Here is a 25,484-nt window from a genome sequence, read left to right on the forward strand (position 1 = left end):
TCACCCGGAAGGAGTTGTGTCCGCTCCCCCGGCCGCTGCCTTCTCCATATAGGACGCCGAAACCCTCCGGTAAACGGGCGTCAGGAAGGCGATCAGTGCCGCCGCAATGAGAATGAATCCGGCAATCAGGAACACGAGGGCGATCCCGCGGGACGTGCCCTGACCCAATAGTGGTTCGAGCTGGGCGGCACCCTCTGCGGAGCGGGCGTACGGAATGATCCAGAACTGGGCAAGCGGGGCAATGAGGAAAGCGGTGATGGGCGCTGCCGCGGACTCGAACGCCATGGCGAATCCGAATACCCTGCCTTGCCGGTTCAGGGGAACCACCTGCTGGATAACCGTCTGCTCGGCCGCTTCCACGATGGGAACCAAGGTCAAATACAGCCAGATGCCAGCCACGTACAGCCATGCCCATTCACGCAGGGTGAAAACTGCACCAAGGAATCCCATGACGGCGACAACGATCAGCATGGTTCGCAAGGGGTTGGAGCCGAGCCCAAACTTTCCTACCAGCGCGCCACCCACGAGGAAGCCGGTGGAACCCACGGCGAAGAACGTTCCCCACATCTCAACGGAGAACATTTCCAATCCGTACGGATCCATCAACGCCATGTAAACGCCGCCCACGAAGTTGTTGAACGTGGAGAACACGATCAGTGCGAACAACCCGGAGATAGCCAGCACAGCGGCAAGCGAGCCGCGGAAGTCGAAACCGCCATGTGCGTCAGTGGCTGCCGCTTGCACCTCTTCGGGCATTCGCAACGTGAGCAGGTGCGCGAACGCCAGCGCGGTAAAAACCAGGGAGGCCACAATGGTCCAGCCCATGCCCAGCAGGCCCACCGACAGTCCGGAGAGGACCGAGGTGACAATGAACATGAGACCCTGCACCATCCCCACCATTCCATTTGCATTGGCCCGGCGATCAGGCTCAATGAGGATGGTGACGGTGGTGGAGAGGGCAATGTTGCGCAAGTTCTCAACGACGGCACCCACGAGGATGATCAGGGTGAAAATCCAGAACCATGGCTGTGCCAGGTCCAGCAGAAGGCTTGTGGGGGTGAGGAGAAACAGCACTCCTGACAGCACGAACATCACCAAGGTGAACCCGGCAGCGAAGCGCATCACGGCAAGCTTCCGATACCTGTCCACGAACGTGCCGAAGCTGATGCTGGAGAGTGCAATCAGCAGCATGTAGGCACCCCCGACGACCCCCGTCGCAATCACGTTGCGGGTTTCGAGATAAACCCAGAATGTCAGGGCGAACCAGAGATAGCTTGTGGTGATATTTGCCAGGGCGGTGTTCACCAGGATCCCCATGAAGGTCCGGGATCGCTGTGCCGGAGTGCGCAGGGAGAGGTCGATAACTTCAGTAACCCCAGCCGGTTCCTGCTCGGTCATGCGTTCCAGTGTACTGACAGCAATTGCCGCAGATAAGGGCTGGCGCCAACGCAAACCTTGTGACAATCCAACCCGGCCAACCTCCGGGTAGGATCGGCAGGGAATCCTAAAGAAGCCTGGGGGAAATTCTTGATGAAAGGTGCAAAAGGCCAGCTCGCCTTCACCGACGACGTTAGCCGGGATCTGGAGTTGCGGGAGTACGGACTGGACCCCGGAGAAGATTCCACCCTGCTTCCCAACGCCGCCGTGATGAGTGCCCTCCAGAACCTCGTGCGCCTTGCCACTGAGCTTTGCGGCGCCCCTTTCGGGGTAGTCAACATCATTAGCGCCGAATACCAATACCAAGTTGGCGCCTGGGGTGTGGAACCGGGGATGTGCTCTCGCGAAGATTCCATGTGTGCCAAGGTGTTCCTCTGCCGCGAGATCACCGTTATCCCTGACGCTTCCCTGGATCCGCGGTCCGCTGACAACCCGTTCGTGACCGGTGAATTGGGCAGGGTTCGGTTCTACGCTTCGGTTCCGTTGCAAACAGAGTCAGGATTCGTTCCCGGCACCTTGTGCGTCTTTTCTGACAAGCCCAAAGAGATCCGGCCTGAGCAAGTCGGCATGCTGGAAGTCCTGGCCAAGCAGGTGGTGGAGCTGTTGGAGCTGCAGCACCGCACAATCCAACTGGACCGCACGTATGCAGAGTTGAGGGAGAGCAACGCAAAGCTGGCTGGTTTCGCGGGCCGCGTCAGCCACGATCTCCGGATTCCGCTCACCACCATCCTGGGTTACGTGGAGCTGGTGGAGGACGATCCAGACGTCCAAACGGACAGCGCGGCAGCCAAATACCTGAGCCGCATCGGGGCAAGTGGCCGCCGGATGCTGGGGATGCTGGAAGACGTCCTGAGCTACTCCAGGGTGGGCGGCGGCATCCAGCCGCAACAGGTCTCACTTAAAGAGGCAGCGGGCGAGGTGGCCAGGGACCTCGGCATCGAGGACGACATCCTTGAAGTGCAGGACCTGAACCTCCAGGCAGACAAGGGCCAACTGCGCACTTTGCTGCAGAACCTGCTGTCCAACGCCATGAACTACCGCAGCCCCGAAAGGGACCTGCGTGTCCGGATCAGCGGAGTCTCCAATTACCACGGCGCCACCATTTTCGTGGCCGATAACGGTAAGGGCATCCACGCGGAGGATCGGGCCAAAGTCCTGGAACCGTTGGTGCGCCTGCGCCGCCAAGGCGACGGGCCTGGCTCCGGCCTGGGACTGGCCACCTGCAGCAGCATCGCCAAGGCCCATGGCGGTGAACTCACCCTCTCGGAAACTGCCGGCGGCGGAACCACGGTGGCAGTGAGCTTTCCGGCCTGACCATAGCGGCACGCAAGGCAAGAAAACGCTCGACGTCGACCTGCCGCCGTCGTGCGTTTCCGGCCTCAGGCATTAGCCGCGGCCGTTCCCCTTACCTTTTTCAGGCTTGGTCTCGCTCTTTCCGCCGCTCTTGGCGTCCGCGAGATCCTGGGGATCGGTGGCTGTACCATCCTGGGCGGGCACGGTGGCTTGAACGGCGGGCGCCGGAACGGGCTGCTGATCCTGCACATCCACCACCTCGACTGCAGGCGCCACCGCTGGCGCCGTTTCCAAGGGAGTCGCTGGCCCGCTGGGTTGGGACTCAATGACGGAGACACCGGGATCGGTCTGCCGCGTCGGTTCGGCTGAAGGTGCCGATGAAAAGACGCCATTGAAGAGCAACGCCACAGCGACCGGAACGGCGAGGGCAGCCGCAACCAGCCCGGCGAGCACCTTGGCCTTCTTGCCAAAAGCCCTTGGACCCGTAGCGGAAACACGCCTTCCCGCGGCTGAAGCAGCGGGCCCGGGGCTTGAGGTAACCACCTGTGGCGGCCGCGACGGCAAAGCCGGCTTCGCTGGGATGGCAGGCGCCGCTGGAACTACCGGCAGGGTTGCCGTTGCCACAGGCGGCAGCTTTCGACGTCGGCCGGCCAGGACTTCTTCAACGTCGCCCGCCGTAGGGCGTCGTCCGGGATCCATGTCGGTCATTGCCTGAAGGAGTCCACGCAGTCCATTGGGTAGGTCTTCCGGGATCTCAGGTGCCCGGTGAAGGCGTGCCGAGGCCGTCTCCACCGGCGTTCCAGGGTATTCGGTCTTGCCAGTGAGGCACTCCAGGAGGACCAAGCCCAAAGAGTAGATGTCGCTGGCAGGCGTCAGGTGCAACCCTTGTGCCTGCTCCGGGCTGAGGTATTGGGCGGTGCCGACGGTGAAGCCCGTTGCGGTGAGGCGGTTATCGTCCATGACCAGGGCGACTCCGAAATCTGCCAGCTTCACAGATTCGGCTCCATCTGTCCCCTCGGAGACGACGATATTCGCCGGCTTGATGTCGCGGTGAATGACGCCCTGGGCATGCACCTGGGCAAGGGCGCCAGCCAGTCGCACGCCGATGCGGGTGGTTTCGGCATGCGTCAGAGGCCCATCGGACAATACGGCTTTCAGGTCACGACCCTCTGCGAGTTCCATGACAAGGTAGGCGCGTTCTTCCTCGTTCCGGGTATCCACGCCCGCATCGAAGGCTGCCACCAAGCCTGGATGGTCAAAGGCGGCGAGCAGCCGCATCTCGGTTTCCTGGCGGGCCCTGAACGAGTCGTCGCCGGAGCCAGGAAGGAAGATCTTGATTGCCACGTCCCGGCCAAGGAGCAAATCCGTGGCCCGGTACACCGTGGACATGGCTCCCCGGCCCAAAACAGGTCCCAGCAGATAGCGGCCATCAATAGCAGTCGCACTGGAATCGGTCACGTGGAACTCCACGGCCTCGTCATTGTTGCCCACGAATTGTCACGCCCTTCAGGCCCACCTGCGTGCATCGGACCCTAACAGTGTCCGCTGCTACCAGGCAACGCCGCCGATCAAACTTTCACGAGAGCCGCGCGGCCGCCCTGTTCGGCGAAACCGCTACGGCTTGAGCAGTCCTGCGTCAAACAGCATCATCCGGAATTCACCAGATAAGTCATCAGGATACTTAGTATTGACCCGGAAGGGAAACGCGACCTCTCGTCGGACGTTTTCCTTACGTGACGCACGGAACTGCGGCCCGGACGGCCGGAAGGCACAATGGAAGGCATGACCCTTACTACCTTCGCCCTCGTCCGCCATGGCCAGACCGACTGGAACGCGGAGCGCCGGTTGCAGGGGGCCACCGACATTCCACTGAACGACGTCGGCCGCGAACAGGCACGTGAAGCCGTTGCCACTTTGTCCAATTACCAGTGGGACGCGATTGTTTCCTCGCCCTTGAGCCGTGCCGCAGAAACCGCTGATCTGATCGCCGAGGGCCTGGGCCTTACTGTCGCCCGGCGGGTTCCGGAGCTTATTGAGCGAAGCTTTGGACCGGCCGAAGGCCTGCAAGCCGGCCCGGAGCTCGAAGCACTCCGCATCCCGGGTGGTTTCCGCGGCGGCGAGAGTGATGACGATGCGGCCAGCCGTGGCATTGACGCCCTGGAACAGCTGGCACAGGAATTCTCAGGACAGCGCGTCCTGGTGGTAACCCACGGCACCCTGATCCGGCTGACGCTCAGCCGGGCGATTGGACGCACGCTTGAGAGCGTCCACAATGCCGTGCTGAACCTCGCCCATCACCATGTCTCGGATGGCTGGAAGCTGGAGTACTTCAACGGCGAGTTGCTGACGGCTGACGTGGACAGCTGACACAACCGCGAAATTCAGCGAATCTTATTGACATTGCGCATGCCAGTTTCTGTATGCTCAAGAGGGTCAAGCAGTTGGCGCCATTCGCTCCGGTTTCCCTGGAGGTCAGCTTGGCTCTCACACTTGTTGGCTCCCGACTCGTGACCACTGAAGCCTGCCGGGCCAACGCAATCACGCTGACGGCAAGGGTAACTCTCGCCACCGACGGCTGGTTTGAACTTCGCGTCATTCAAATACCGGGGCTGGTGCTCCACGTTTCCCGGCTGGAAGAGGCGGCACAAGCTGTCCTCGACGCCGCAACCGCCTCGAGCGGGCGGAAGCCGGAAGAGTTCGACGTCCAGTTCCAATGCTGAGCAAGCCGGCGCCGGGTTGGGTCAACGGGCCTCAAGCCGGCTTCGCAGTTGCTGTACGAAGTCGGGGTAGGCCGCGGCAATCTCTTCCAGATCCACCGTTTGGGGAAAGTCGATCACGGGTTGGTGCCCGGCCAGAAAGTTGGCCGTCTCTTCAGTGATGATCTGCCCATCCTGGCCGTCCAGCCCGGCCTCGGCCAGGAACTCAGGGGTGATCCGGAAGACGGACTCCCCGGCCTGCCCTTCGGATTCCCAGCGCACCAAGTATTCATCCTGATTTACGAGTTCCACATCGAATGACTTCTCCATGCCAGCAGCCTACGTGGTGTTCAGCCGTGATCGCTGGTTGTTCACTAGGATGACTGCATGGCAGCCATCGAATCTGTAATTATCGAGGTCGCTCCCACCACGCAGCAGGTGGAGGCCTTCTACGCTGACGTTTTCAGCATGGGCGGCAGGGTTCAGGTGCGTCCATCCGAGGCGCCGACCACGGGCTTTCGTGGATTTACGATGTCGCTTGTGCTCTCCCAGCCGGCCAGCGTAAACAGCCTTATGGACAACGCCCGCGACGCCGGCGCGATGGTCATCAAGCCCGCCGCCAAATCGCTGTGGGGGTACGGCGGAGTCCTCCAGGCACCGGACGGCACCATCTGGACAGTCGCCTCCTCGTCCAAGAAGGACAGCGGTCCGGCCAATATGCACATTGATGCGATGGTGCTCCAACTCGGAGTCGCGGATGTGGCTGCCAGCAAGCAGTTCTATCTCGAGCGGGGCCTCACCTTGGCCAAGAGCTTCGGAAACCGGTACGTCGAGTTTGATACCGGCCCCATCAAGCTGACGCTCAATAAACGCAGCGCGCTGGCTAAGACCGCCGGGGTATCACTTGACGGCACCGGGTCACATCGCCTCCTCATCAGCGGCGATGCAGGCACCTTCACCGACCCGGACGGCTTCACCTGGAAATCACCGCTGGGCTGAGGAGTACGAGCTTTTCTCCAGGATTGCAGGCAAGAAAACGCACGACGGCGACCACCCGCCGTCGTGCGTTTTTGCCTGCCTTGGAAGGAGCTAAACCTCGGGTCGCGGACGCCTGTCGATGATGGTTTCGGGAGCATCGCGACGCTCCACGATATGGTCCGTACGCCGGGTGCGGCTTGCCATGATGATGGAAATTATCAGGCCCAATACGCCTACAGCCATCAGGATGTAGCCGATCAGCACCTGGTCCACGAAGGGGATGAGTCCGGGGGCAAGCGCAAAGGCCAGAATCGCTCCAATGGCGATCAGTGCTATGGAAGAACCTATTCTCATGTCGTGCTCCTCTCACTTCCGACCGGCCCGCGAACGGGTGATCACGGAACTGCGTCGATATCGTAAGCATACTTCCCAATTTGCGGCATGAGATAGATTGTGCCCGCCATTGTTCCCCTCCGGCCGCCCCGGCGTGGGCTGCGGATCAGTGCCCGAAACCTGCAGCAAACCGGGCGACGGCGTCCTCCGGAGTGGGCGGCGGACCAAAAACTTCGGCTTGCCGGCTCGTGTTGGCCACATATCGGCCCGTCTCGAACCAGGCGGACATGCTGGCCATGTCGCTTATCAGCGGAACAAAGCGTTCAGTGACTTTGCCCAGGCCCTTGAGCACAGGCGTTGGGACGGCCATGATTTTGATGTCCTTGCCGCCAGGCCCGCCGTGCCTGGACAGGAGATCCACCGCCTCGGACATGCTGACGGGCCGGGTCCAGCCGATGTCGATGCGTTCGCCATCGGTTATCTCCGCATCCACGGCATCGGCAAGGTATCCCGCGAGGTCGCTGGTGAGGACGAAGGTCAGTGGGGTGTCCTTGGCGCCGATCCACATGACACGGCCTTTCGCCAGAGGGTCGCCGCCCATCCCGGCGGTCTGGTCAAAGAACGCCCCCGGACGAAGCGCAACGAACGGCACGCCCAGCTGTTCGAACGTATCCTCGGCTTGTTTCTTGTGCCAAAAATGCGGCACTTGGGGTGTCAGATCACAGGTGAGGATGCTGATGAGGACAAACCTCGGGACACCTGTTTGTTTGGCCGCCACCGCCAGGTTGCTCTGGCCAAAGGTGTCGATCGCATTTGCGTTCTTGTCGTTCCGCGTATACCCGGCAGCAGTGGAAATAACTCCGGCCACACCGGTCATTGCATGGATCAACGACGCCACGTCAAGCATGTCGCCACGGACTACCTCGACACCTTTGGCTTCGAGCTTGCCGGCGTCGGATTTTGCCCGGACCAGCGCCCTGACGCTTTTGCCGCGCTTGAGAAGTGCATCAACTACCTGACTGCCAAGGTAGCCGGTGGCACCGACCACGAGGACAGGCTTTTCTTCAGCCATGATTTGCTCCTTGGACTCGCCGGGTTCGCTCCCAGGAACAGTCGTAGCATGCCTCGCGGCGCTGATTCCAGACTTCACGCAAACGCACGACGGCGACCTGCCGCCGTCGTGCGTTTGACCCCTCCCCGATCAAGCCCTTTGGTGACCATCCGGTCAAATGGTGATGGCGATCTTCCCGCGTGTTTTGCCGGCGTCGAAGTAACGCATGGCTTCCGGAACGTGGTCAAGGGGATAGCTCAGGTCGATAGCCGGGACGATGGTTCCGGCTTGGAGGAGACCGGCGAGGTGCTCAAGGTCTTCCGAACGCTCAGTACCAACGATCATGGTCAGCTTTTGGCTAATGAAAGGGGACAGTGCCAGTGCGCGGAACTGCCTGTCCATGCCACCCGTTAGCGGCCCACCTTCTTCACCTCCAGTAAGGACCGCAGTTCCGCTGTGGGCGAGCGCTCGGCGAAGACGCTTCAAGCTGGGGTTTCCCGCGAGATCGATGATGACGTCATAGTGCGCAGAACCGTCCGCGAAATCCTGATGCGTGTAATCGATGACGTGGTCGGCGCCGAGGGACAACACGTGGTCCGCCTTGCCGCCGCTGCAGACCGCGGTAACTTCAGCTCCTGCGGCTTTGGCAAGTTGCACTGCGTAGCCACCAACCCCGCCAGAGGCGCCAGTGATCAGCACTTTGAGCCCCTTCGAGGTTTGCCCTGCCGGCGTCCCGACATCCATCCCACCTGCACGTAGAGCCTGAAGCGCGGTGCAGGCTGAAACGGGAACCACTGCGGCTTGCTCGAAGCTGATGTTTGCCGGTTTGAGGGCGAGGTGGCCTTCCCCCGCGACGGCATACTCCGCGAAGGAGCCCTTCCCCACGCCGAAAACGTGATCCCCGACCGCGAAACGGGTTACCCCAGGCCCCACGGCTTCAATGATCCCGGCGAGGTCGAGCCCGGGTACGGGATTCTTGGGGCGCCGGAACCCAAAGGCCAGGCGCAGGGCGTAGGGCTTCCCTGTCATGATGTGCCAGGTCCCGCGGTCCAGCCCTGCGGCGTGGACCCGGACCAGCACCTCGTTGTCCGCTATCTCCGGCTTGGGGATCCGGGCCAAGCGAAGGACGTCGGCGGAGCCGTAGGCATCCTGGACGACCGCCCGCATGGTGACTTCCGGGGTGGGCACCACATTGGACTCAGACGATTCCTTGGCTTGCTGACCAGTGGTCATGGCCGTTCCTTTCAGGAGTTCAGCTATTTCGTACGCTGTACTAAAGACGCTACCGTACAATGTACTAAAACGGAACACCCAAAGGAGATCCAGTGTCCGCCGTACGCCCTGAGCGCCTTCCCCTTAGCCGCGAAAGGGTCCTCACATGCGCTGTGGAACTCGCGGACGAGTCGGGCATATCGTCGCTGACCATCCGCTCCCTGGCGCAAAGCATGGGCACCAAGCCGATGTCCCTTTACTACTACGTGGCCAACAAGGACGAAATCCTGGACGGCATCGTGGACATGGTGTTCAGTGAAGTTCCGTCGCCCTCGCCTTCCGGTAACTGGCGGGAGGAAATGCACGATCGGGCACACGCGATGCGCGCAGCCCTCACCCGGCATCCATGGGCGGTTGGATTGCTGGAAAGCCGTTCCGCCCCTGGGCCCGCAACGCTCCGACACCATGAGGCGACGCTGGCCACCTTGCGGGCGGCAGGATTTTCGGTCCAACTGACAGCCCACGCGTACGCTGCGCTGGACAGTTACATCTACGGTTTCGCCCTCCAGGAGGCAGCGTTGCCCTTTGAAGGACGGGATACCGCAGCCGAAATCACCACCCCCATCATGGAGCGGTTCTCTACCGGGGAGTACCCGCGCATGGTGGAGATCGCCGTCGAGCATGTCCTCAAACCCGGCTACGACTTCGGCGACGAATTCGACTTCGGACTGAACCTGATTCTTGACGGCCTGGACCGCCTGATGGACGATGCCGGCGCAGCAGCCGAATAACCGCCGCATCCGTTGAGGTGCGTGAGGCAAAAGGGTACGGTCAGGGCATACTCGACGCCGTCTGATTTTAAGGATCTGATGCCATGGCCAGAATTGAGGACTATGCGATCATCGGGGACTTGAATACAGCCGCCCTGGTGGCACGCGACGGATCCATCGACTGGATGTGCCTGCCCCGCTTCGACTCCCCCGCCTGCTTCGCTGCCTTGTTACATACCCCTGAAGCTGGCCGATGGATCCTCGCGCCCACAGATGCAGGAGCGCGGAACGGCGGAAACTGCACGCGGCGGCGCTACCGCCCGGACACCCTGATCCTGGAAACGGAATGGGAAGTGGACGGCGGTGCGGTCCGTGTCACAGACTTCATGCCTGTCCGCGATGATGCAGTAGACCTCGTGCGGATCGTGGAAGGCCTGTCCGGCGAGGTGGCCATGCGTGGGGAGCTGATTCTCCGTTTTGACTACGGTCGCGTGGTGCCGTGGGTGCGTCGTAACAAGCATGGAATCAGCGCCGTGGCGGGGCCCGATTCGGCCTATCTCACGACGCCCGCTCCGCTCAAGGGCGTGGACAGGCGCACGATCAGTGAGTTCACAGTCCGCGCCGGGGAACGTATCCCCTTCGTGCTTCGCTGGGCACCAAGCCATGAACCGGAGCCCCGGCGAATCGATGCAGCCAAAGCATTTCACGCCACGGAATCCTTCTGGCGCGAGTGGATTGACCAAAGCGAGATGGAGGGCAAGTACAAGGAACCTGTGGAGCGATCGCTCATCACCCTCAAAGCCCTGACGTATGCCCCGACAGGAGGCATCGTTGCGGCTGCTACAACGTCCCTTCCCGAGCAACTGGGCGGTTCCCGCAATTGGGACTACCGCTACTGCTGGCTACGCGACGCAACACTTACCCTGCAGTCGTTGCTTGCCGCCGGATATACGGAAGAAGCAGCAGCCTGGCGGGAATGGCTGCTCCGCGCTGTTGCCGGAGATCCTTCCGAGCTGCAGATCGTTTACGGCCTGGACGGCGCCCGCAGACTGCCGGAGGCAGACATCCCGTGGCTTTCGGGCTACGAAAATTCCCAGCCAGTCCGCACCGGGAACGCTGCGGCTCCCCAGCTGCAATTGGACGTTTGGGGCGAGGTGTTGGATGGGCTCTCGCTGACCAGGGCAGCTTCCCCGCCCGGCACCGTGGACACGTCGTGGGACATTCAGGTGGCGTTGATGGAGCACCTGGAAGGGGCTTGGGACCAACCGGACAACGGGCTGTGGGAGATGCGCGGCCCCCGCAGGCATTTCACCCATTCCAAAGTCATGGCATGGGTAGCTGCAGATCGCATGGTCAAAGCCGTAAGAACCTCAGGATTACCCGGCCCCGGAGACCGTTGGGCGGCGCTGCGCACGCAGATCCATTCAGAGGTAATGACGAAAGGGTTCGATGAAGGGCTCAACAGCTTTGTGCAGTCCTACGGAAGCCAGGAACTGGACGCCAGCCTGCTCTTGATCCCCCGCGTCGGCTTCCTGGGGCGCCGCCACCCCCGCGTTGCGGGAACGGTGAAGGCCATTCAGGAAGGCCTCACCGAAGATGGACTGGTGCTGCGCTACCGAACCGAGTCCGGCCACGACGGCCTGCCCGGCGACGAAGGAGTGTTCCTTGCATGCTCTTTCTGGCTGGTGGATGCGCTGCTGGGCCTTGGCCATGCCGGCCAGGCAACCGCATTGTTCGAGCGGCTGTTGACGCTCCGAAACGATGTTGGGCTGCTGAGCGAGGAATGGGATCCCAGAACCGAGCGGCAACTCGGTAACACGCCACAAGCGTTCAGCCACTTTCCGCTGATCCACTGCGCCTTGCAACTACATCATGGCGAAGCCCACGGCAGTGACACGCCACTGAGTAGGCCGAAACACCCGGAGCAAGGTACCGACCAGCTCCCGCAACAGGCGATCTCCGAAAGTGGCCCGGGCACCGATCATCCGGCACCAAGAAAGCGCCCCGAAACCAGCCGCTGAAAAGCGCTGCAGTTACGATTCCGTTTTTTGATCGTCCGGATCCGGGGCTTCAGCCTTGTGCTTTGCTTCCTCCAGGTGTTGATCGAGCTTGCGCTCGGCCTCCCGCCGACGCTGGCCGATAGTCCTCATCTGCTGTGTGGTCGGAGACCCAGCGTCGGTATCCTGCCACAGATCGCGTTCCTCTGACCCCGTGCCTGAGGGCACGCCGGGGCCCTTCTTCTCTTCATCGCCCATAAGGAAATCGTCCCATCGCCTGGGCTTCTGCGGTAGGACCGGCTGTCTGGAGAATGGCCCGGCTGGCCGTACAAAGGACCAGGTGGCAGTTCAGGGCCCGACGGCGGCCTCCCGCCGTCGGGCGTTTTCACCACTCAGTGGCGCGGCAGCTGCCGCAGTTTTCAGCGGCGGGTATCGCGCGTGCCTTCAGTTTCGATGTTCTCCTTGCGGACTTCCTCACGCTCGACCGGCACGGTCGTAGTCACGTTTTCGGTGGTGATGTACTTGCGAAGGCGCGCCCGTCCGGCCGCTGTCCTTTCAGTCCCGACGTTGAGGCGCTCTTCAGAACGGGTCATGGCATCCTCGCCCGCGCGTGCCGTACCAGTCGTGTCAACGTCCATGCCGCCGACGGCGTCCACTCCGGCCCTTGTGCCCATTCCGGCGCTTGTTTCCATTCCGGCGTCTGTTTCCATTCCGGCGCTGGGGTCCGGGTAGTCACGCCGACCCTCGAAGGCACCCCGGTCCTGGATGCTGTAGTGGTTGTAGAGCCGCTCTTCTTCACTGGGATCGAGGTGCCCATCTTCGGCCACGCGGGGTGCGTCCTTGATGTGATCCTTGCTGTAGGGAACAACGACGTCGTCGCCCTCAAGGGTGGCCCCCTCCAAGGGAATGAATGATTCAGAAGTACCGAAAAGACCGGTTTTGACTGTTACCCATGTTGGCTCCCCCGTGTCGTCATCGGTGTAGAACGTTCCGATTGACCCAACCTTGTCCCCCTCCGTGGTCCGAACGTTTCCGTTGAGGCCCATCAGACGGTCAATGTTCTCCCTGGCGAGCATGATGTCTCCTTGGAATGTGATTGTCTTGCCTTTAGTGCCCGGCGGCCTGCATCACCAGGCGTAGATTCCGGAATCAGGACGGGGAATTGATTCAACCCGCTGACTTCACGGAACAGAAATACATAAGCATGCTTACTATTTTCTTGGCAAGACCCAATCGAAGATTCGAAGCCCTTGAGCGCAGACTTTTCCGGTTGCCGAAGAGAGTCCCTCCGGGAACCCCCATCAACCGGGACTCCCTCAGGCTGAATGCCCATGATGGTCTGGAACCATGACCACTGATACTTTGCGGGCACCAACAGCCCGTCGCCTGCCGCTTGTTACCTATGTGCTCGCCGCGGGCGTGTTCCTTATGGGCACCACAGAATTCGTGGTGGCCGGGATCCTCCCGGAGATCGCCCAGGACCTGGGTATCACGGTAGGAAATGCCGCGTTGATGATTACCGTCTTCGCGGTCGGCATGATCGTTGGAACGCCCACGATGTCGATTCTCACCCTCAGGATGCCGCGACGCGTCACCCTCAGCCTCGCGTTGGTGGTTTTCGCCGTTGGCCACGTCATCGTCGCCCTCACCACCGACTTCGCGCTGATACTCGGAGCCCGGTTCCTGACCGCTCTGGCTACTGGAGCCTTCTGGGCCGTCGCCGCCGTCGTGGGGGCGAAGACGGCCGGCGCCGCTTCAGCCTCCCGTGCTTTAGGCGTGGTTTTGGGCGGCGGCATGCTGGCCAACGTGATCGGTGTTCCGTTGGGGGCGTTTGCCGGCCAGTCGATCGGTTGGCGAGGCCCGTTCTGGATCCTCAGTGCCCTGGCACTCATGGCGGCGTTGGTCGTTTACCGTTTGGTCGGCGTCGAACCTTCCGCTGGCCCCATCCCCTCAGTTCGGGCCGAGATCGCCAGCATGCGTGACGCCCGGGTGTGGCTTGTTCTTTTGGGTTGCGCAATCGTGTGTGGATCATCCCTGGCGGCCTACAGCTTCATCTCACCGCTCCTCACACAGAACACAGGGATGGGGGCAGCGGCAATTCCGCTGGTGTTGGTGGGCTATGGCGTTGGAGCGTTCATCGGTTCCAACCTCGGTGGCCATTTTGGCGCACACCGCCCCTTCACGGCACTGTTCGTCTCGGCAGCAATGACGTTCCTGGTGCTCGGGGCTCTCTGCCTGCTCTCACGCAACGCCGTGCTGACCGTGATCCTCATCTTCTTGCTGGGCCTGTTCGGCATGGCAACCAACCCCATCCTCATAGGCAAAGCAGTCGGTTATGCCCACCATGCACCCACGCTCGCCTCGGCCCTCAGCACGTCTTCGTTCAACCTCGGCACAGCAGTAGGTTCGTGGATCGCAGGCTTCGCAGTCGAGTCCGCGCTCGGCGCAACTGGCCCAGTGCTGGTGGGTACCTGCATAGCGGCACTGTATTTTCTCCCACTCACCATCTTGTGGCGGAAAGAACGGTCACCTCAGCCGTCCGAGGCAGCCCTCTCAGGCTCAGCCTGAGCTGCCGTGCCATACTCGCTGGCAGCCCACGAGGCGAGGAGCTGCAGGCGCTCCGCCGAAGGCGACCCCGGTTCCGCACTATAGATCGTCAGGGTCAAGCCCGGCTCAGCGGCCATTTCCAAGCCCTCGTAGGCGAGCGTCAACTCACCTACAACTGGGTGATTGAATGTTTTGAAACCCGTCCCGTGGTGGCGGACGTTATGAGAACCCCAGCGTTTCCGGAACTCATCGCTGCGGGTACCCAACTCACCGATGAGGTCATGAAGTTCCTTGTTGTGCGGATCGCGACCGGCTTCGGTCCGCAGGATGGACACAGTCACCTCGGCGAACGCATTCCAATCCGGATAAAAATCATGGGCGCGTTCATCCAAAAACGTGTAGCGCGCTATGTTCGGCGGCTGGCCGGGCATGTCGTAGCAATCCTTGTAGAACGCCCGCGCCAAGGGATTAACCGCCAACAGATCCATCCGGCCGTTGCGAACGAACGCCGGGCCGGCAGTGACAGCATCCAGCGCCCATTGCAGGCTTTGATGCGGAACGTAGGACTTGGAGTTGCGCCGCCTGGGCGGACGGGCCACCGGACTGGCCGCGTGGGCGAGGTCGAACAGATGGGCGCGCTCGGCGTCGTCCAAACACAACGCCCTGGCGATGCTCTCAAGAACTTGAGGGGAGGCTCCGCTGATCGCGCCACGCTCAAGGCGCGTGTAATACTCCACGCTCAACCCGGCAAGCGTGGCCACTTCACTACGCCGCAGGCCTTTCACCCGCCGATTGGTCCCGGCGGGCAAGCCAACCCGCTCAGGGGCAACATGGGCACGGCGTGAGATCAGGAATTCGCGGACCTCGGCTCGATTATCCATAGCCTCAACGCTAGGCCAAGCAGGCATCGGGAGGGAGTCCCTCCCGATACCTGCTTCGCTTACCGCACGACGGCGACCTCCCGCCGTCGTGCGTTTTCCACACCCAATTCCGCGCCCAACATGGCCGTGTCAGTGTGGAACGTTAGGGTTGGTCCAAGACATCTGACGAGGAGAGCAATTGCCGTACATCGTTGACTTCAAGAACGTTTCTACCGAGGGCCTGGAGTCTTCTCCGGTTGCCGCGGCCCTCGCAGGACTGCGCGCGAACGAGGCCCGCTATTACAAGAACAAATACGACCATGACTTCACCGTGAGTCCCGCAAGTGAGGTGCCGGAAGTCGTGGATCGGGTGAGCCGGATCCTGAAGGAAGAGCGCGACATCGTCATCGAGTCCCGCCCCCTTGAGGCGACGGCCTTCGAAGTGGACGGCCTACGGATGGATTACGTGTTCTACGAGTCCGGGCTTTCCATCAACGTCATGTACAGCATCGAGGAAGGCGGGAAGCGGGCGGTCGGTTTCAAGCTCGCCGAGGGCATGGATGTTCCCGAAGAACTGGAACCGCGCTTCAAATTCGCCCGTCAGAAGTCCAAGCTGGCAGGGGTAATCCGGGGATCGTACTTCGTGATCAAGGGTCAATACTGACCGTTGGCTCTGACTACATGCCCTATCCCAAACGCGCCGGGACCCTCTATTCTCTTGACATGGGCGTTTGGGGAGCGTTGTACCGCACCAAACCCGGTTGCAAGAGCATCGGGCGCGGGTGACGCGTGGATCCCCAAGACAAGGTTCCTTCGCCGGACAATTACGCCGCATTCCTCGCAAGGTTGGACGCGGCAACCACAAGCCTGACCAGCCGGGCGAGGGCCCTTGACAAGGCATTGTCGGCGATCTCGCTGCTCTTGGGACGGTATCAACGGGCCCTTCGAGGCTGGGAACGGAGACTGGGCCGCGTCGATGAGGAACTAGACCGGCACTCCGGCGAGCCCCAGACGTCGGCTGCCCTTCATGAGCTCCAACGAACTGCCGTTCAGATGAGGTCAATGCACAGTGCACAGGTCCTGCGGCTCACGGAGAAACTGTCGCTCAAGCAAGGACAACGAGACGCCGTAGGCCGCTCGCTCCTCGAACTTGAAGTCATCAGGGCCAAACTGGAAACGTCCCGGAGGTTGTCACGGGACCGCGAAAACCTGGGCAGGGCCCTCTACGAGCTTGCGGGTACCGGCAGTGGCGCCGCGAAGATCCCCGATGTGGGATTGCGGAACGACCTTAGGGAAGCACGCGAGGCAGTAATTCTGGCCGAAGCACTCCTCGAAGTGAAGGGATCCTGACCATGGAAAACGCGCCGGATGCTGTTGAAATCGTGCGCTGGATGAGGAAACCCGGCGACAAACCCATTATCAAATTCGTCACTTTCAGCATCCTTGCCGTGATCCTGTGGCTGATCCTGATGATCTTCATGCCTGCCCTGAGAAACGCTGTCCCGGCGTCGATCTTCATTGCCGTGTTCGCCGCGATACTTACTATTCCCACCGTCGTCGCCCAGAGGAACCTGGTGCGTGGCTTGGCAAAACGGATCAACGACACCCTCACGGAGCTGACAGGCAGCCCCGACGACAAGATCTCCACGAAGCAGCTACGGAAATTGATCAAGAGCGGCGAGCAGCTTCCACTGCTGATCAATGGGGTTCCAGGTTTGCGGCTGCACGTGAAAAGGGTTGCAAGTGCCAAGGAAGATGGCTCCGAGAGACTCCTCGCGATCATCACCGTTGCCCCGGTGAGCAGTGGAACTGCAAGCTTTGACCGGCTGCTTGAGGCGGCGTTGTACGGATGACGGTTGGGCTGGCCTTCGCCGGCTCTTGGGGACTGAAACGAGGCTAGTAGGACAACGGTGTTTTGACGCTGTAGTGGTCTGGATTTGGGGTCCCCAATTCGGCTTCAGAAGAAGACCGGTTCAGTGCTGAACGGCACATGTCCGAGCGGGTCAGTCTGTTCTCCTGGCAATCCACGCCCCGGCGCGATCTGTGGGCCCTAAATCTCTGATTCTGAACACATGGTTGATGCCTGGAAACGGTTGGGAAGCTTGTGACACCCAAGGGCAGCGGCACTGCTTCCTAAAAATGTCAGACCCTGGTGAGAGGGTTTATTCATGGGAAGCATTGGGGAAATCATGGCGCGACGGGCAGCGATGCCTGGCGTCGCGATGCGCCCCCGGGGCCTTCCCCGAGGAAGCCACACCGCACCTGCCAGCGTCCAGGCCGGCTGTGAAGGCCCGACGGCGGCGGCTGCGGCAGGCGGCGATTCGGAGAAGCTCAGGGCCATGGCGCTGCTTCGCGGCATTGAACCGAAATCCTTCACTGCACTTAGTGAAGTGGACGGTGAAATCAAGCGTGTTCACGGCCTGGAACCACTGCCTTTCGCTGGCCCTGGGGTCGATCCTGAAGTTGAAGTCGATTCAGGAATTAGGGTCGATCCTGAAGTCAGCCCTGTTTCCCCAGGACTGGGCGGTTCCTTGGGAATTGAGGGCGCGCCGGGGCTTGAGGGTGCGCTGGGGCTTGGGGATGCGCTCGGGCTCGAGGATGCGCTGGGACTTGGGGATGCGCCGGGACTTGGGGATGCGCTCGGACTTGGGGATGCGCTGGCGGACAGCGTTGGGGCCTTGGAAAGTCTGCGTTCCGTCACCGTGGCCAGTGCCCCGGGGTTCGGTTTTGCCGAAGCCGCGGGGTTCGCCGGGCGGGTGGAGGAGATCGCCCGCACCGTGGAATACCTGCAGGTCATCGCGGCGCACGCCGTGGAACGGACCCGCACCCAAGCCCAGCAGGCACGGCCCTCCTCCGCGGCGGGCACTGGATGGCAGACAGGCTGGACCAACCCCGCACCCACAGGACCAAACCCCGCCACCGCCACAGCCACCGCTGCAGGGTCCGCTGCCGCTGCTGGCTTCAATACTGCTGCTGGATCCGCTGTTGCTGCTGGCTTCAATACTGCTGCTGGATCCGCCGCTGCTGCGGCGGACGCTGCTGCGGTGGCCGATGATGGCTACCGCAACGCCGCGGAATTCCTGCGGGCCCGCCTGAGGATCGGCATCAGCGAAGCCCGGCGCCGGCTCGCCCTGGCCTCCCAGGTCCTCACCGGGACCGGTATCGCCGGGCAACACATCCCGGCCCGCCGCGAAATCCTGGCCCAAGCCCTCGAATCCACACAAATACCCACCCGGTCCGCGAGCATCATCAGCACCGCCCTGGATAAAGTACGGCTCCTCACCGACGAGGAAACCCTCACCCGGATGGAACACGCCCTCACCCGCACCGCCGCCGGGTCCGACCCCGACTTCGTCCTGAAAATGACCAAACGCTGGAACGACCTGATCGACCAGGACGGCCTGGAACCCAGCGAAGAAATCCTCCGCCAACTCCAAGGCACCTTCATCCGCAAACCCCGCCACGGACTGCACCACCTGGAAATCTTCGCCACCACCGAACAATACGAAACACTCACCACCGCCATGAACACCGCCACCAACCCCCGACTCACCACCGCAACCACCACAGCCACCGGAGCCAACGGAGCCACCGGAACCAACGCAGCCACCGGCGAAGGCAACGTCACCGGGGAAACCAACGAGAGCGTCGACGGGAACGTCGACGGTCAGGCACCCGGAACCGTCCACGGCAGTGACCGCGGGAGCGAACCAACGGGGCCGGACCTGGACCGGCGTTCCCGGGCCCAGAAACTCCTCGACGGCCTCGTCGGAGCCTGCGGCGTGGCACTGACCACCGGGAAACTGCCAGCCAACGGCGGACTCCGCCCCCAAGTCACCGTCACCATCAACCACCACGACCTCTTCCAACAACTCACCCGCACCGCCCCGCCCGGCGCAGCCCCCACACCACACGGCGCAGCCGCCACCCAGACCACACGACCTGGGCCTGGAACGGAAGACCCCCGTCCCGGCGCAGCCACACCGCCCGGTGCAACCGCAACACCACACGGCGCAGCCGCCTCCCCACCCGGCGCAGCCGCCACCCAGACCACACGGCCTGGGCCTGGACCGCAACACCCCCGGCTCAGCTCCGGCTCCGCCACCTTCGCCGGCCCGATGCACCCCAACACCATCCGCAAAATCGCCTGCGACGCCGACATCCTCCCCGTCCTGCTCGGCAGCGAATCCCGCGTCCTGGACATCGGGCGCACCACTCGGATCTTCCCGCCCCACATCCGCAAAGCCATCACCGCCCGGGACCAAGGCTGCGCGTTCCCCGACTGCACCATGCCCGCCCCCTGGTGCGAAGCCCACCACATCACCTACTGGTCACACGGCGGCACCACGTCAACCAACAACGGCACCCTGCTCTGCAGCCACCACCACCACCTCATCCACAAAGAAGACTGGCGCATCGACATCACAACAGGGGTTCCGTGGTTCATCCCGCCACCCCACATCGACCCCAAACAAACACCCCGACGCAACCACCACCACACACCCCTCAGAACATAAGAGTCCGCCGCGTCCAATTGCGCTCTGCTGCCTCGCCACAAGGGTGACCGGCCTCGCCACAAGGGTGACCGTCTCGCCACAGGGTGACCGCCCGCCGTCGAGCGCTCCTAAACTACGCCTCGACCCTAAGCTGAGCCTGCGACATAAGCCGAGCCCGCGACCCTAGACCCAGCCGCGACGAAGCCTTACCGCGACGTCGGCCAGCCCGTGTACGACTCAGCCAGGTATGCCTTGGCGTGCTCGGACGAGACCACAGAGTGCAGCTCGCCCAGCTGGCGGGCGCGGTCAAAGTCGTCGGCGCCGGGAACGGTATGCAGCATGGAGGTCATCCAGTAAGAGAAATGCTGTGCCTTCCAAACTCGGTCCAGGGCGCGGTCGCTGTAGGAATCCAGCAGTGTGGTGGAACCGTTGGAATAGAAGGAGTCGAAGCCTTCGAACAAGACCTTCACGTCGTGTATCGCGAGGTTTAGTCCCTTGGCGCCGGTGGGCGGGACGGTGTGTGCTGCATCGCCGGCAAGGAAAAGATTGCCGTGGCGCATAGGAGTGTGGACGAAGCTCCGGAACGGTAGGACCATCTTTTCCAGGACAGGGCCTTCGTTGAGCTCAAAGCCATTACCGTTTACGCGTTTGCGGAACTCGGACCAGATGCGTTCGTCGTCCCAGTCGGCCACGTTTTCCTTGGGATCGCACTGGAAGTACATGCGCTGCACTGTCTCGGTCCTCTGGCTGATCAAGGCGAAACCATGCTCGGAGTTGGCATAGATGAGCTCGTCGGAGCTGCGTGGAGCCTGGGCCAGGATGCCGAACCAGGCGAAAGGGTATTCGTGGAAGAACCACTTTCGGTTTGCTTCGGGGATCTGGAAGCGGCAGTGGCTGCGGGACCCGTCAGCGCCAACGAGGAAGTCGGCCTGGATCTCGAACTCCTGACCGTCGGAATCGGTGAACCAGACTTTCGGTTTGCCCTCGAGATCGTGGACAGTGGTGTCCGTGACGCTGTATCGAACGTCGCCGTCGTCAGCCTCGCGTCGCGCAGCGAGGTCAGCGAAAACGTCTGTTTGTGGGTACAGCCACACGGATTCACCCACCAGCTCCTTGAAGTTGATGCGGTGGCTTTCGCCGTTGAACCGCAACTCGATGCCATCGTGCCGGTCACCTTCGCGCAGCACCCGGTCTGAGACGCCGGAGTCCACGAGCAGGTTGACGGTGCCGTGTTCCAGGATGCCTGCGCGAACAGTTTGGTGGATTTGTTCCCGGCTGCGGATCTCCACCACCACGGATTCGATGCCTTGCTTGGCCAGCAAGTGGGAGAGCATGAGCCCTGCGGGTCCTGCACCCATAATGGCGACTTGAGTGGTGACGGTTGTACGTGCCATGGTGTTCCTCGCTTCGTTGCGGTCCCGCCGGGACGGGATGAGTCTGGAATCAGTGTGGCGGGTAGTGCGTGACGGGTGTTACATAGATTCCGTTGAACGGAAGCACTACATCAGTCCCTGAGCTGCCGCCCTATCCCCCGGGCAGCGGTTTGCAACGCCGGAACAAGCGCCTGCAGGCGCATCTCAGCCAAGGGCACCACCACGCCAAGGGCCGCGACCGCTCGCCTCTTGCCGTTCATCACGGGCACGGCGATGCCCCACGTGTCCGGATCAACAACTCCAGCCAACTGCGCATAGCCCAGCTGCGCGGCCTCAGCCAACAGGTGGCGTATGACGTCGGAAGTCACCTTTCCTTCCGGGTCGTGGAACTGTTCGAGGTACTGCGCCTGCAATTCCCGGGACTGGTGTGCCATCAGCGTCAGGCCGGCGGAGGAAATGTGGACCGGCATGCGTCCCGCGACGCGTGCTCGGTTGGCCACCGATCCTCGGCGCGAAAGCCGCTCCACAAACAGCGCCTCCCAGCCCTCGAGGACTGCCAGGTTCACGTTCTGGTTCAGGACTTGCTGAATATCCTCCATGAAGGGCATGGCCGCTTGACGGAGTGCGAGGGTGGGCGAATTTCTGTTGACGAGTTCCCACAATCGGAGGCCCAGCCGAACGTTCCCGCCAGCACCCAGTTCCAGCAGGCCATGCTCGGAGAGTTGCCGCACCAGCCGGTGGGCGGACGACAACGGGAGGCCGGACCTTTCGGCGAGTTCGGTCAATTGCAGGGAGGTGGCACCTTCAGGAAAGGCTTCAATGACCCTGACAACGCGATCCACCACGGAGTCACCTGATGCTGAGTTGGCCACGATGCGCTCCTTTGCTGCCGCTCCCCTACCCGACCCCGCGGGGGCCCCTTCCATTCAATGGTAGAACGTGCTTCAGATTACTCCCGCCGGTGATACAACTCTCATAACCGACCGGCCGTTCTGCTGGCCACATCCCATTCCCAAAGAGAACTCCCGAGGACACTATGCCAACGATGCCATCTGCCCGCCGCTCACAATGGCCAGTCTGGCTGTGTTGGTTAGCCATGGTCTTGGACGGCTTCGACCTGGTGGTCCTGGGGTCTGTCATCCCCACGCTCATCAAGACCGGCGACATAGGCTTCGATGCCGTTGGAGCCACCTTCGCTGCAACTATTTCCCTGGTAGGCGTGGGGCTCGGCGCACTCTTTATCGCCCCGCTATCCGATAAGTTCGGCCGGCGGAAGCTCTTGATCGCCTGCGTGGCCGGCTTCTCGCTCTTCACGATCGGAGTCGCGTTCGCTCCCAACGTGGCGGTCTTCTCCATACTGCGCCTGCTGGCAGGCCTCGGGCTGGGCGCCTGCCTCCCCGCCGCCCTTGCGTACATGAACGATTACGCACCTGCGGGCTCAGCCGGAAAGTCGACCACGCGGACTATGACCGGCTACCACGTAGGCGCTGTGGCCACCGCGTTCCTGGCCATCCTTGTTGTCCCTGACTGGCGCCTCATGTTTGTCATTGGCGGCGTTGCCGGGCTGGCACTCCTGCCATTCCTGTGGGCGAAATTGCCGGAGTCACTTCCTGAAGCAGCACCCGCGAAGGTGGACGAATCAACAAAGGCGGCTACCGGCGTCGTGCATTCCTCGGACGGCAAGCAAAAGACCGGGTTCCGCGACCTGCTGCAGAAGCCCTATCCGCTGGTGGCCGTGGGCATTGGCATCGCGTCGTTCATGGGATTGTTGCTGGTTTATGGCTTGAACACGTGGTTGCCGCAGTTGATGGCAGCCGCGGGCTACACCGTGAGCACGGGCCTGACGCTGCTGCTGGTCCTCAACCTCGGCGCCGTGGCCGGCCTGGTTTTGGCCGGAATTCTTGCCGACCGGCACGGAACCAAGAAGATAGTGCTGCTGTGGTTCGGGCTTTCCGCAGTGTTCCTGGCTATCCTCAGCGTGAAGATCCAGAATGAGTTCCTGCTCAACGCCGCGGTGTTTGTCACTGGCGTCTTCGTCTTCAGCTCGCAGGTTCTGGTTTACGCATGGGTCAGTCAGCTGTTTCCGGCGCGGCTCCGGGGAACGGCACTCGGGTTCGCTGCCGGCGTCGGACGCCTTGGTGCGATCGTTGGTCCTGCCGTGACTGGAACCCTGGTGGCCGCAAACATTGCCTACCCGGCCGGCTTCTACGTATTCGCCGCAGCGGGACTTTTGGCTGTCGCAGCGCTGTTCCTGGTGCCCCATCAAATCAAAAGTCCTGAGCCCGTGCCAGCGGGAGAACGGTAACCGCGGCACGACGCTAGGTGCTCCGCTGCCCGTCCAACTTTCCGGACTGTGGGTGAAGCGACTCGCGGGCCTTGCCCAAAAGTTGCGGTCCGGCCGCGTAGCAGCGATCGGTGTATTGCCGGAGCGCCGGGAGTGCCTGGACGGCGTAGTCGAAGTGTTCCTCACGGATCATCGACTCGATGGCCTTGCACTGGTCCTCTGTCTCAAGCGCACCAACCATTGCCGAGGAGATCTTGAGGCTCAGCACGGCGTCCATGCTGGCATCGGCGTCGTGTTGGCAGAGGCCGTTTGAGATTCTCAATAGTCTGCCCGGCAACATCGAAAGGTAAGTGGAGAGGAAGCGCAAGGCCGGGGTGGGGTCTCCCATCTCATCGGCCAAGGCCTGCAACCTGCACGGTTCCAGAGCCGGAACCTGACCGTCTGCTTCTTCAGTCATGGCTGGCCGCTTGTGGCTGCGCGGCGTCTTCCGGCGTCGATTTGTTGGGGTCCCTGCTCCAGATGGAGGCGAGCATCCCGATGACCAGGATGCCGGGCGCACCGTACATCAGGATGTTTAGGACGAGTGGTTCGCGTAGGGCACGGATGGCGTTCCCGACGTAAGGGATGGTCGCGATCTGCTTATCCACGGTTTCGCCCTGCAGGGTGGCGATCCACGGATCGATGCCATTATTCGCATCGCCCTTGGTCTGGACAGCCACGCCACCATCGGCCGTAGTAGTGATCTCAGTGATGCGATGCGTCTCCACCCGCTGGTCTTCCACGGGGATGTGGTAGGTGATGATGTCGCCCACCTTGACGTCGGTGATTGGCGTTGGAACGGTGACGACGACGTCACCCGGGTTGATCAGCGGTGCCATCGATCCTGTCAGCATCGTGGAGGTTTGGTAGCCCAGGATGCGTGGCCCGATTGCCAGGAAGAGGAAAACCAAGGCCGCCATGGCCAGCATCGCGAAACCGAGGAATTTCATCGTTTTAGCAGCGATACGGCGGAACGCAGCGGCTTTCGCGGGGGTCTCGACGGCGGTCGCCGTCAGTGCCGCGGCTGAACGCCGGCCCTTGAGTGCGGTTCCGCTGATACTGGTCAGTGCGCTCATGGTCCTGGCGTTCCTTCCGGTGTTGGTTCTCTTCTGATTGAAAGTCTGGGCTATCCGGCTCAGGCTTCCTGCGGGAAATCCTCAAGTCTGGCTCAGGAAATACCGGCGGACCTGGTCGGGCAGGGGGGCGCCCGACCAGGCCCGGCGGGGCTCTGTGTTGAAACTGGGTTGTGTTGCTTGGGGTGGTGTTACTTGGTGGTTTCGGTGCGTTGGGTGCCGGTGAAGGCGAAGGCGATGGTGCTGGTGGCGCCTTGGAAGATGTCGTTCGCGGTGGTGGGGAACGCGGTGGTGACTTTGAGGTAGTCGGTTTTGGCCGGGGCCAGGGCGGTCAGGTTGTTCAGGACCTTGTTCGCGGTGATCACCGGGGCGGCGGCCATGACGGTGGTTTTGGTGCCGGTGCAGGTGTAGGGGGCTGCGGCGCCGGTCCAGGCGACGGAGCAGTTCTCGATGGTCAGCTGCAGGCCGTTGGTGACGTCGGTGGTGAGCAGTGAGGCGGTGGCGCCGGCGGAGGTGGTGAGGGTGACGTTGTTCAGGTCCGAGTTGCCGGTGTTGGCCAGGGTGACGAGCTTTTCGACTTTGTCTCCGGGCAGCAGGCCCGCGACGGGGACGTTGAGGGTGTTGTTCGCTCCGGTGCCCAGGGCGATGGTGACGGTGCCGGCGGTGACTTGCTGGCTGGCCGAGGTGGAGGAGGTGAACGCGCCGTAGGTTCCCATGCCGGCGACGGCGGCTGCGGTGCCGAGCAGTGCGACGGAAGCGAGGACCTTGCCGGAGGTGGTCTTGAGGCTGATGGCCATGGGAATCAGTGTCCTTTCGGGAGGCCACCGCTGCCGGCCGGCCGTTTCCTGTGCCGGCCCTGAGTGGCTGACAAGAACCACTGTGCCGGGCCCGGATCAAGAACCACTCCTGCAATCCATCAACACTTGCTCAGGAAAAGATCAAGGCTCTTTGTTCCGTTTCCCACCCCTTGGCAGGCACTCTGGACTGATAATAAGCAACCTGATAATCCTGTAACGAAGGGTCAACGCTGAACACAGAGGTGGGA

At 62.2% G+C, this 25,484-nt stretch carries 25 protein-coding genes and 1 pseudogene; 12 read left to right on the top strand and 14 right to left on the bottom strand.

The window, feature by feature from the left end; all coding sequences use genetic code 11:
- Nucleotides 1-1,398 carry an MFS transporter gene (locus AC6I99_RS20980; RefSeq protein WP_224093087.1) on the bottom strand — a complete coding sequence of 466 codons (1,398 nt, stop codon included), beginning with the start codon at nt 1,396-1,398 and terminating at the stop codon, nt 1-3.
- Between the two features lie 132 nt (nt 1,399-1,530).
- On the opposite strand from AC6I99_RS20980, the gene AC6I99_RS20985 reads away from it, so the two are divergent.
- Nucleotides 1,531-2,751: a GAF domain-containing sensor histidine kinase gene (locus AC6I99_RS20985; RefSeq protein WP_497961721.1), complete on the top strand. Its 1,221-nt coding sequence runs from the start codon at nt 1,531-1,533 to the stop codon at nt 2,749-2,751.
- A 72-nt stretch (nt 2,752-2,823) separates the two neighbouring features.
- Here AC6I99_RS20985 and AC6I99_RS20990 read toward each other — a convergent pair whose 3' ends face one another.
- Nucleotides 2,824-4,188, bottom strand: a complete 1,365-nt coding sequence (locus AC6I99_RS20990; RefSeq protein WP_497961723.1) for a serine/threonine-protein kinase — start codon at nt 4,186-4,188, stop codon at nt 2,824-2,826.
- Nucleotides 4,189-4,503: 315 nt separating this feature from the next.
- On the opposite strand from AC6I99_RS20990, the gene AC6I99_RS20995 reads away from it, so the two are divergent.
- The gene (locus AC6I99_RS20995; protein WP_224093083.1) at nt 4,504-5,097 is read left to right on the top strand and encodes a histidine phosphatase family protein; all 594 of its coding nucleotides are present in this window, start codon (nt 4,504-4,506) and stop codon (nt 5,095-5,097) included.
- A 110-nt stretch (nt 5,098-5,207) separates the two neighbouring features.
- Nucleotides 5,208-5,450, top strand: coding sequence for a hypothetical protein (locus tag AC6I99_RS21000; protein WP_224093082.1), 243 nt, complete (start codon nt 5,208-5,210; stop codon nt 5,448-5,450).
- A 21-nt stretch (nt 5,451-5,471) separates the two neighbouring features.
- Here the strand turns inward: AC6I99_RS21000 and AC6I99_RS21005 are convergent, their stop codons facing one another.
- Entirely contained in the window at nt 5,472-5,756 is a 285-nt protein-coding gene (locus AC6I99_RS21005) for a hypothetical protein (RefSeq protein ID WP_497961726.1), read from the bottom strand.
- A gap of 57 nt (nt 5,757-5,813) precedes the next feature.
- Between AC6I99_RS21005 and AC6I99_RS21010 the strand changes: the two genes are divergently transcribed.
- A complete protein-coding gene (locus tag AC6I99_RS21010) occupies nt 5,814-6,425 on the top strand; it encodes a VOC family protein (protein WP_497961728.1) in 612 nt (203 codons plus the stop codon).
- A 90-nt stretch (nt 6,426-6,515) separates the two neighbouring features.
- Here AC6I99_RS21010 and AC6I99_RS21015 read toward each other — a convergent pair whose 3' ends face one another.
- The 3 genes from AC6I99_RS21015 to AC6I99_RS21025 all read right to left on the bottom strand — a co-directional run bounded on the left by AC6I99_RS21015 (nt 6,516) and on the right by AC6I99_RS21025 (nt 9,021).
- Nucleotides 6,516-6,758, bottom strand: coding sequence for a DUF6458 family protein (locus tag AC6I99_RS21015; protein WP_224093076.1), 243 nt, complete (start codon nt 6,756-6,758; stop codon nt 6,516-6,518).
- A 145-nt stretch (nt 6,759-6,903) separates the two neighbouring features.
- On the bottom strand, nt 6,904-7,809 hold the full coding sequence (locus AC6I99_RS21020; protein ID WP_497961730.1) for an SDR family oxidoreductase: 906 nt from the start codon (nt 7,807-7,809) through the stop codon (nt 6,904-6,906).
- A gap of 153 nt (nt 7,810-7,962) precedes the next feature.
- Nucleotides 7,963-9,021, bottom strand: a complete 1,059-nt coding sequence (locus AC6I99_RS21025) for an NAD(P)-dependent alcohol dehydrogenase (protein ID WP_497961732.1) — start codon at nt 9,019-9,021, stop codon at nt 7,963-7,965.
- A 92-nt stretch (nt 9,022-9,113) separates the two neighbouring features.
- Here AC6I99_RS21025 and AC6I99_RS21030 point away from each other — a divergent pair, with 92 nt between their 5' ends.
- Together AC6I99_RS21030 and AC6I99_RS21035 are read left to right on the top strand one after the other, a co-directional pair.
- On the top strand, nt 9,114-9,791 hold the full coding sequence (locus AC6I99_RS21030) for a TetR/AcrR family transcriptional regulator C-terminal domain-containing protein (protein WP_497961734.1): 678 nt from the start codon (nt 9,114-9,116) through the stop codon (nt 9,789-9,791).
- Between the two features lie 83 nt (nt 9,792-9,874).
- On the top strand, nt 9,875-11,791 hold the full coding sequence (locus AC6I99_RS21035) for a glycoside hydrolase family 15 protein (protein ID WP_497961736.1): 1,917 nt from the start codon (nt 9,875-9,877) through the stop codon (nt 11,789-11,791).
- Between the two features lie 12 nt (nt 11,792-11,803).
- On the opposite strand, the gene AC6I99_RS21040 is transcribed toward AC6I99_RS21035, so the two are convergent.
- A complete protein-coding gene (locus AC6I99_RS21040) occupies nt 11,804-12,025 on the bottom strand; it encodes a hypothetical protein (protein ID WP_497961738.1) in 222 nt (73 codons plus the stop codon).
- 200 nt (nt 12,026-12,225) lie between these two features.
- Nucleotides 12,226-12,843 (bottom strand): annotated as a pseudogene (locus tag AC6I99_RS21045) (PRC and DUF2382 domain-containing protein); the annotation flags it as partial.
- A gap of 271 nt (nt 12,844-13,114) precedes the next feature.
- Here AC6I99_RS21045 and AC6I99_RS21050 point away from each other — a divergent pair.
- Nucleotides 13,115-14,335 (top strand): MFS transporter, encoded by a 1,221-nt coding sequence (locus AC6I99_RS21050; RefSeq protein WP_224165761.1) that lies wholly within the window; start codon nt 13,115-13,117, stop codon nt 14,333-14,335.
- On the opposite strand, the gene AC6I99_RS21055 is transcribed toward AC6I99_RS21050, so the two are convergent.
- Nucleotides 14,299-15,195, bottom strand: a complete 897-nt coding sequence (locus tag AC6I99_RS21055; RefSeq protein WP_224165762.1) for a helix-turn-helix transcriptional regulator — start codon at nt 15,193-15,195, stop codon at nt 14,299-14,301. The two genes, AC6I99_RS21050 and AC6I99_RS21055, sit on opposite strands and share 37 nt — an antisense overlap.
- A gap of 178 nt (nt 15,196-15,373) precedes the next feature.
- Between AC6I99_RS21055 and AC6I99_RS21060 the strand changes: the two genes are divergently transcribed.
- The 4 genes from AC6I99_RS21060 (at nt 15,374) to AC6I99_RS21075 (ending at nt 19,691) form a co-directional block, all read left to right on the top strand.
- Nucleotides 15,374-15,838 (top strand): DUF8821 family protein, encoded by a 465-nt coding sequence (locus AC6I99_RS21060; protein ID WP_224093064.1) that lies wholly within the window; start codon nt 15,374-15,376, stop codon nt 15,836-15,838.
- A 125-nt stretch (nt 15,839-15,963) separates the two neighbouring features.
- Nucleotides 15,964-16,524, top strand: coding sequence for a hypothetical protein (locus AC6I99_RS21065; RefSeq protein ID WP_224093063.1), 561 nt, complete (start codon nt 15,964-15,966; stop codon nt 16,522-16,524).
- A gap of 2 nt (nt 16,525-16,526) precedes the next feature.
- The gene (locus tag AC6I99_RS21070; protein ID WP_224093062.1) at nt 16,527-17,027 is read left to right on the top strand and encodes a hypothetical protein; all 501 of its coding nucleotides are present in this window, start codon (nt 16,527-16,529) and stop codon (nt 17,025-17,027) included.
- Between the two features lie 315 nt (nt 17,028-17,342).
- A complete protein-coding gene (locus tag AC6I99_RS21075; protein WP_497961741.1) occupies nt 17,343-19,691 on the top strand; it encodes an HNH endonuclease signature motif containing protein in 2,349 nt (782 codons plus the stop codon).
- A 185-nt stretch (nt 19,692-19,876) separates the two neighbouring features.
- On the opposite strand, the gene AC6I99_RS21080 is transcribed toward AC6I99_RS21075, so the two are convergent.
- The gene (locus tag AC6I99_RS21080; RefSeq protein WP_497961743.1) at nt 19,877-21,064 is read right to left on the bottom strand and encodes a 4-hydroxybenzoate 3-monooxygenase; all 1,188 of its coding nucleotides are present in this window, start codon (nt 21,062-21,064) and stop codon (nt 19,877-19,879) included.
- 110 nt (nt 21,065-21,174) lie between these two features.
- Nucleotides 21,175-21,915, bottom strand: coding sequence for an IclR family transcriptional regulator (locus tag AC6I99_RS21085; RefSeq protein ID WP_497961745.1), 741 nt, complete (start codon nt 21,913-21,915; stop codon nt 21,175-21,177).
- Between the two features lie 164 nt (nt 21,916-22,079).
- On the opposite strand from AC6I99_RS21085, the gene AC6I99_RS21090 reads away from it, so the two are divergent.
- Complete coding sequence (locus AC6I99_RS21090; protein WP_497961747.1) at nt 22,080-23,348, top strand: MFS transporter; 1,269 nt, start codon at nt 22,080-22,082, stop codon at nt 23,346-23,348.
- Between the two features lie 13 nt (nt 23,349-23,361).
- Here AC6I99_RS21090 and AC6I99_RS21095 read toward each other — a convergent pair whose 3' ends face one another.
- The 3 genes from AC6I99_RS21095 to AC6I99_RS21105 all read right to left on the bottom strand — a co-directional run bounded on the left by AC6I99_RS21095 (nt 23,362) and on the right by AC6I99_RS21105 (nt 25,236).
- Nucleotides 23,362-23,784 (bottom strand): Hpt domain-containing protein, encoded by a 423-nt coding sequence (locus tag AC6I99_RS21095; RefSeq protein WP_497961748.1) that lies wholly within the window; start codon nt 23,782-23,784, stop codon nt 23,362-23,364.
- On the bottom strand, nt 23,777-24,442 hold the full coding sequence (locus tag AC6I99_RS21100) for a signal peptidase I (protein WP_497961750.1): 666 nt from the start codon (nt 24,440-24,442) through the stop codon (nt 23,777-23,779). The genes AC6I99_RS21095 and AC6I99_RS21100 overlap by 8 nt, the downstream gene beginning before the upstream one ends.
- A gap of 188 nt (nt 24,443-24,630) precedes the next feature.
- Nucleotides 24,631-25,236 carry a TasA family protein gene (locus tag AC6I99_RS21105; RefSeq protein WP_497961752.1) on the bottom strand — a complete coding sequence of 202 codons (606 nt, stop codon included), beginning with the start codon at nt 25,234-25,236 and terminating at the stop codon, nt 24,631-24,633.
- Nucleotides 25,237-25,484 lie beyond the last annotated feature (248 nt).

The organism is Arthrobacter sp. TmtSoilC77 (assembly GCF_059739415.1).

What these genes read in the sequence shown, in the direction of transcription:
- AC6I99_RS20980 (WP_224093087.1), bottom strand. Translation starts at nt 1,398, where the DNA reads ATGACCGAGCAGGAACCGGCTGGGGTTACTGAAGTTATCGACCTCTCC.
- AC6I99_RS20985 (WP_497961721.1), top strand. Translation starts at nt 1,531, where the DNA reads ATGAAAGGTGCAAAAGGCCAGCTCGCCTTCACCGACGACGTTAGCCGG.
- AC6I99_RS20995 (WP_224093083.1), top strand. Translation starts at nt 4,504, where the DNA reads ATGGAAGGCATGACCCTTACTACCTTCGCCCTCGTCCGCCATGGCCAG.
- AC6I99_RS21005 (WP_497961726.1), bottom strand. Translation starts at nt 5,756, where the DNA reads ATGGAGAAGTCATTCGATGTGGAACTCGTAAATCAGGATGAATACTTG.
- AC6I99_RS21010 (WP_497961728.1), top strand. Translation starts at nt 5,814, where the DNA reads ATGGCAGCCATCGAATCTGTAATTATCGAGGTCGCTCCCACCACGCAG.
- AC6I99_RS21015 (WP_224093076.1), bottom strand. Translation starts at nt 6,758, where the DNA reads ATGAGAATAGGTTCTTCCATAGCACTGATCGCCATTGGAGCGATTCTG.
- AC6I99_RS21020 (WP_497961730.1), bottom strand. Translation starts at nt 7,809, where the DNA reads ATGGCTGAAGAAAAGCCTGTCCTCGTGGTCGGTGCCACCGGCTACCTT.
- AC6I99_RS21025 (WP_497961732.1), bottom strand. Translation starts at nt 9,021, where the DNA reads ATGACCACTGGTCAGCAAGCCAAGGAATCGTCTGAGTCCAATGTGGTG.
- AC6I99_RS21035 (WP_497961736.1), top strand. Translation starts at nt 9,875, where the DNA reads ATGGCCAGAATTGAGGACTATGCGATCATCGGGGACTTGAATACAGCC.
- AC6I99_RS21040 (WP_497961738.1), bottom strand. Translation starts at nt 12,025, where the DNA reads ATGGGCGATGAAGAGAAGAAGGGCCCCGGCGTGCCCTCAGGCACGGGG.
- AC6I99_RS21050 (WP_224165761.1), top strand. Translation starts at nt 13,115, where the DNA reads ATGACCACTGATACTTTGCGGGCACCAACAGCCCGTCGCCTGCCGCTT.
- AC6I99_RS21055 (WP_224165762.1), bottom strand. Translation starts at nt 15,195, where the DNA reads ATGGATAATCGAGCCGAGGTCCGCGAATTCCTGATCTCACGCCGTGCC.
- AC6I99_RS21070 (WP_224093062.1), top strand. Translation starts at nt 16,527, where the DNA reads ATGGAAAACGCGCCGGATGCTGTTGAAATCGTGCGCTGGATGAGGAAA.
- AC6I99_RS21075 (WP_497961741.1), top strand. Translation starts at nt 17,343, where the DNA reads ATGGGAAGCATTGGGGAAATCATGGCGCGACGGGCAGCGATGCCTGGC.
- AC6I99_RS21080 (WP_497961743.1), bottom strand. Translation starts at nt 21,064, where the DNA reads ATGGCACGTACAACCGTCACCACTCAAGTCGCCATTATGGGTGCAGGA.
- AC6I99_RS21090 (WP_497961747.1), top strand. Translation starts at nt 22,080, where the DNA reads ATGCCAACGATGCCATCTGCCCGCCGCTCACAATGGCCAGTCTGGCTG.
- AC6I99_RS21095 (WP_497961748.1), bottom strand. Translation starts at nt 23,784, where the DNA reads ATGACTGAAGAAGCAGACGGTCAGGTTCCGGCTCTGGAACCGTGCAGG.
- AC6I99_RS21100 (WP_497961750.1), bottom strand. Translation starts at nt 24,442, where the DNA reads ATGAGCGCACTGACCAGTATCAGCGGAACCGCACTCAAGGGCCGGCGT.
- AC6I99_RS21105 (WP_497961752.1), bottom strand. Translation starts at nt 25,236, where the DNA reads ATGGCCATCAGCCTCAAGACCACCTCCGGCAAGGTCCTCGCTTCCGTC.